2 tRNA genes and 3 rRNA genes are annotated in these 5,338 nt (G+C 51.7%); all 5 read right to left on the bottom strand.

The window, feature by feature from the left end:
* Positions 1-29: 29 nt before the first annotated feature.
* Positions 30-142, bottom strand: a 5S ribosomal RNA gene (gene rrf / locus V7778_RS24950).
* A gap of 125 nt (positions 143-267) precedes the next feature.
* Positions 268-3,143 (bottom strand): 23S ribosomal RNA (locus V7778_RS24945).
* A gap of 220 nt (positions 3,144-3,363) precedes the next feature.
* Positions 3,364-3,439 (bottom strand) — tRNA-Ala (locus V7778_RS24940).
* 16 nt (positions 3,440-3,455) lie between these two features.
* A tRNA-Ile gene (locus V7778_RS24935) sits at positions 3,456-3,532 on the bottom strand.
* A gap of 83 nt (positions 3,533-3,615) precedes the next feature.
* Positions 3,616-5,144: ribosomal RNA gene (locus V7778_RS24930) — 16S ribosomal RNA — on the bottom strand.
* Together the 16S, 23S and 5S rRNA genes with 2 tRNA genes alongside form the textbook arrangement of a ribosomal RNA operon.
* Between the last annotated feature and the right edge of the window lie 194 nt (positions 5,145-5,338).

The raw sequence follows: 5,338 nt of genomic DNA, 5'->3' as shown, positions 1-5,338 counted from the left end.
ATCATCTGGTGGGGTTTTTCTTATAACTAGCCTGACGATAACCTACTTTCACACTGGTTGCAGCACTATCATCGGCGCAAAGTCGTTTCACGGTCCTGTTCGGGATGGGAAGGGGTGGGACCGACTTGCTATGGTCATCAGGCATAACTTGTACGAGTGTCGCAGCCATTGCGGCGCCACTCTGAATCTGGAAGAAGTGTTTTTCCTGGGGTAGCTGTCGTATCGCGCAGCTGTAATCTTGATCCTTGGGTTGACTACCAAGGTTATAGGGACAAGCCGTACGGGCAATTAGTACTGGTTAGCTTAATGCATTACTGCACTTCCACACCCAGCCTATCAACGTCCTGGTCTCGAACGACCCTTCAAGGAGCTCAAGGCTCCGGGAAATCTCATCTCAAGGCAAGTTTCCCGCTTAGATGCTTTCAGCGGTTATCTCTTCCGAACTTAGCTACCCGGCAATGCCACTGGCGTGACAACCGGTACACCAGAGGTTCGTCCACTCCGGTCCTCTCGTACTAGGAGCAGCCCCCTTCAAATTTCCAACGCCCACGGCAGATAGGGACCAAACTGTCTCACGACGTTTTAAACCCAGCTCACGTACCACTTTAAATGGCGAACAGCCATACCCTTGGGACCGGCTACAGCCCCAGGATGTGATGAGCCGACATCGAGGTGCCAAACTCCCCCGTCGATATGAACTCTTGGGAGGAATCAGCCTGTTATCCCCAGAGTACCTTTTATCCGTTGAGCGATGGCCCTTCCATACAGAACCACCGGATCACTATGTCCTACTTTCGTACCTGCTCGACTTGTCGGTCTCGCAGTTAAGCACGCTTATGCCATTGCACTATTAGCACGATGTCCGACCGTACCTAGCGTACCTTCGAACTCCTCCGTTACACTTTAGGAGGAGACCGCCCCAGTCAAACTGCCTACCATGCACTGTCCCCGATCCGGATCACGGACCAAGGTTAGAACCTCAAACAAACCAGGGTGGTATTTCAAGGATGGCTCCACGAGAACTGGCGTCCCCGCTTCAAAGCCTCCCACCTATCCTACACAGATTGGTTCAAAGTCCAATGCAAAGCTACAGTAAAGGTTCATGGGGTCTTTCCGTCTAGCCGCGGGTAGATTGCATCATCACAAACATTTCAACTTCGCTGAGTCTCGGGAGGAGACAGTGTGGCCATCGTTACGCCATTCGTGCAGGTCGGAACTTACCCGACAAGGAATTTCGCTACCTTAGGACCGTTATAGTTACGGCCGCCGTTTACTGGGACTTCAATCAAGAGCTTGCACCCCATCATTTAATCTTCCAGCACCGGGCAGGCGTCACACCCTATACGTCCACTTTCGTGTTTGCAGAGTGCTGTGTTTTTATTAAACAGTCGCAGCCACCATTTTATTGCAACCCGTTCATCCTTCCACAGTAAAGTGGTCAAACTACTAGGGCGTACCTTATCCCGAAGTTACGGTACCAATTTGCCGAGTTCCTTCTCCCGAGTTCTCTCAAGCGCCTTAGAATACTCATCTCGCCCACCTGTGTCGGTTTGCGGTACGGTCTCGTATGACTGAAGCTTAGAGGCTTTTCTTGGAACCACTTCCGATTGCTTCGCAGCACAAGGCCGCTCGTCTCAACCCCTTGGATTCTGTACCCGGATTTGCCTAAGTACCTCCTATGAGTCAAAAACTGACTATTCCAACAGTCAGACAACCTTCCGCGATCCGTCCCCCCATCGCATCATACGACGGTGCAGGAATATTAACCTGCTTCCCATCAGCTACGCATCTCTGCCTCGCCTTAGGGGCCGACTCACCCTGCTCCGATGAACGTTGAACAGGAAACCTTGGGCTTACGGCGTGCGGGCTTTTCACCCGCATTATCGCTACTCATGTCAGCATTCGCACTTCTGATACCTCCAGCATCCTTTACAAGACACCTTCGCAGGCTTACAGAACGCTCTCCTACCATATGCATAAATGCATATCCGCAGCTTCGGTGACTGGCTTAGCCCCGTTACATCTTCCGCGCAGGACGACTCGATCAGTGAGCTATTACGCTTTCTTTAAATGATGGCTGCTTCTAAGCCAACATCCTGACTGTTTTAGCCTTCCCACTTCGTTTTCCACTTAGCCAATCTTTGGGACCTTAGCTGGCGGTCTGGGTTGTTTCCCTCTTGACGCCGGACGTTAGCACCCGACGTCTGTCTCCCAAGCTCGCACTCATCGGTATTCGGAGTTTGCAATGGGTTGGTAAGTCGCAATGACCCCCTAGCCATAACAGTGCTCTACCCCCGATGGTGATACTTGAGGCACTACCTAAATAGTTTTCGGAGAGAACCAGCTATTTCCAAGTTTGTTTAGCCTTTCACCCCTACCCACAGCTCATCCCCTAATTTTTCAACATTAGTGGGTTCGGACCTCCAGGGCGTGTTACCGCACCTTCATCCTGGCCATGGGTAGATCACTTGGTTTCGGGTCTACACCCAGCGACTGTCGCCCTGTTCGGACTCGATTTCTCTACGGCTCCCCTATTCGGTTAACCTCGCCACTGAATGTAAGTCGCTGACCCATTATACAAAAGGTACGCCGTCACCCCACGAAGAGGCTCCGACTGTTTGTATGCACACGGTTTCAGGATCTATTTCACTCCCCTCCCGGGGTTCTTTTCGCCTTTCCCTCACGGTACTGGTTCACTATCGGTCGATTACGAGTATTTAGCCTTGGAGGATGGTCCCCCCATGTTCAGACAGGATTTCTCGTGTCCCGCCCTACTTGTCGTACGCTTAGTACCACCGTCCGGATTTCATGTACGGGGCTATCACCCGCTATGGCCAACATTTCCAGGTTGTTCCATTATCCGATCGACTATCACGTACAGGCTCATCCCATTTCGCTCGCCACTACTTTGGGAATCTCGGTTGATTTCTTTTCCTGCAGCTACTTAGATGTTTCAGTTCGCCGCGTTCGCTTTGCATGCCTATGTATTCAGCATGCAATGACCTAAAAGGCCGGGTTTCCCCATTCGGAAATCTGCGGATCAAAGCTCGTTTGCTAGCTCCCCGCAGCTTATCGCAAGCTACTACGTCCTTCATCGCCTGTAATCGCCAAGGCATCCACCATGTGCACTTATTCGCTTGTCCCTATAACGTTGGCCCCTGCATGAGTTACAAGGATCGTCATAGAATTCAAGAGTACAACTATGTTTGCTTGATACAACAATTACTACCCTAAGTGTGTGCTTTCGCACACGCTTAAAAAAACTTTACTTCTTCCAGATTGTTAAAGAACGAAAAAACAGTGATCTCGAAAAGACCAAACCTAAACCCACAGGCTTACGTTTGCACTTTCAGAACCAGGTGATGGTGGAGGATGACGGGATCGAACCGACGACCCCCTGCTTGCAAAGCAGGTGCTCTCCCAGCTGAGCTAATCCCCCGTTACTTGCGATAACTTGGTAGGGCTGGTTGGACTCGAACCAACGACCCCCGCGTTATCAACACGGTGCTCTAACCAGCTGAGCTACAGCCCCGACATTCACTGTTCTTCTCTTTGACAACAGCCGATAAGCGTGGACGCTTGATGATGGAGCGTTAGCTCCTGGTGCTACTCTAGAAAGGAGGTGATCCAGCCGCACCTTCCGATACGGCTACCTTGTTACGACTTCACCCCAGTCACGAATCCTACCGTGGTAAGCGCCCTCCTTGCGGTTAAGCTACCTACTTCTGGTAAAACCCGCTCCCATGGTGTGACGGGCGGTGTGTACAAGACCCGGGAACGTATTCACCGCGACATGCTGATCCGCGATTACTAGCGATTCCAACTTCATGTAGTCGAGTTGCAGACTACAATCCGGACTACGATACACTTTCTGGGATTAGCTCCCCCTCGCGGGTTGGCGGCCCTCTGTATGTACCATTGTATGACGTGTGAAGCCCTACCCATAAGGGCCATGAGGACTTGACGTCATCCCCACCTTCCTCCGGTTTGTCACCGGCAGTCTCATTAGAGTGCTCTTGCGTAGCAACTAATGACAAGGGTTGCGCTCGTTGCGGGACTTAACCCAACATCTCACGACACGAGCTGACGACAGCCATGCAGCACCTGTGTTCAGGCTCCCTTTCGGGCACTCCCGGATCTCTCCAGGATTCCTGACATGTCAAGGGTAGGTAAGGTTTTTCGCGTTGCATCGAATTAATCCACATCATCCACCGCTTGTGCGGGTCCCCGTCAATTCCTTTGAGTTTTAATCTTGCGACCGTACTCCCCAGGCGGTCTACTTCACGCGTTAGCTGCGTTACCAAGTCAATTAAGACCCGACAACTAGTAGACATCGTTTAGGGCGTGGACTACCAGGGTATCTAATCCTGTTTGCTCCCCACGCTTTCGTGCATGAGCGTCAATCTTGACCCAGGGGGCTGCCTTCGCCATCGGTGTTCCTCCACATCTCTACGCATTTCACTGCTACACGTGGAATTCTACCCCCCTCTGCCAGATTCTAGCCTTGCAGTCTCCATCGCAATTCCCAGGTTGAGCCCGGGGATTTCACGACAGACTTACAAAACCGCCTGCGCACGCTTTACGCCCAGTAATTCCGATTAACGCTTGCACCCTACGTATTACCGCGGCTGCTGGCACGTAGTTAGCCGGTGCTTATTCTTCAGGTACCGTCATTAGCCGCAGATATTAGCCGCGGCCGTTTCTTCCCTGACAAAAGAGCTTTACAACCCGAAGGCCTTCTTCACTCACGCGGCATTGCTGGATCAGGCTTGCGCCCATTGTCCAAAATTCCCCACTGCTGCCTCCCGTAGGAGTCTGGACCGTGTCTCAGTTCCAGTGTGGCTGGTCGTCCTCTCAGACCAGCTACTGATCGTCGCCTTGGTAGGCCTTTACCCTACCAACTAGCTAATCAGACATCGGCCGCTCCAAAAGCATGAGGCCCGAAGGTCCCCCACTTTCATCCGTAGATCGTATGCGGTATTAGCGTAACTTTCGCTACGTTATCCCCCACTTCTGGGTACGTTCCGATGTATTACTCACCCGTTCGCCACTCGCCGCCAGGTTGCCCCGCGCTGCCGTTCGACTTGCATGTGTAAAGCATGCCGCCAGCGTTCAATCTGAGCCAGGATCAAACTCTTCAGTTCAATCTCTGTTTGTTGACACTTGCGTGTCACCATCCTTGCGGATGGGTCGCTCACTCAAAATACTGACGAAACCTTCTTGCGAAGATTTACGTTTATTTTTTGTGAACATTTGATAATTTAAGTAATCAGCGACCGAAGCCACTGGCACCTTCATCAAACGCCCACACTTATCGACTGTTGATTGTTAAAGAACT

It is taken from the genome of Massilia sp. DD77 (genome assembly GCF_036961685.1).
GTDB lineage: Bacteria > Pseudomonadota > Gammaproteobacteria > Burkholderiales > Burkholderiaceae_D > Telluria.
This window is presented reverse-complemented; position numbering and strand designations above follow the sequence as displayed.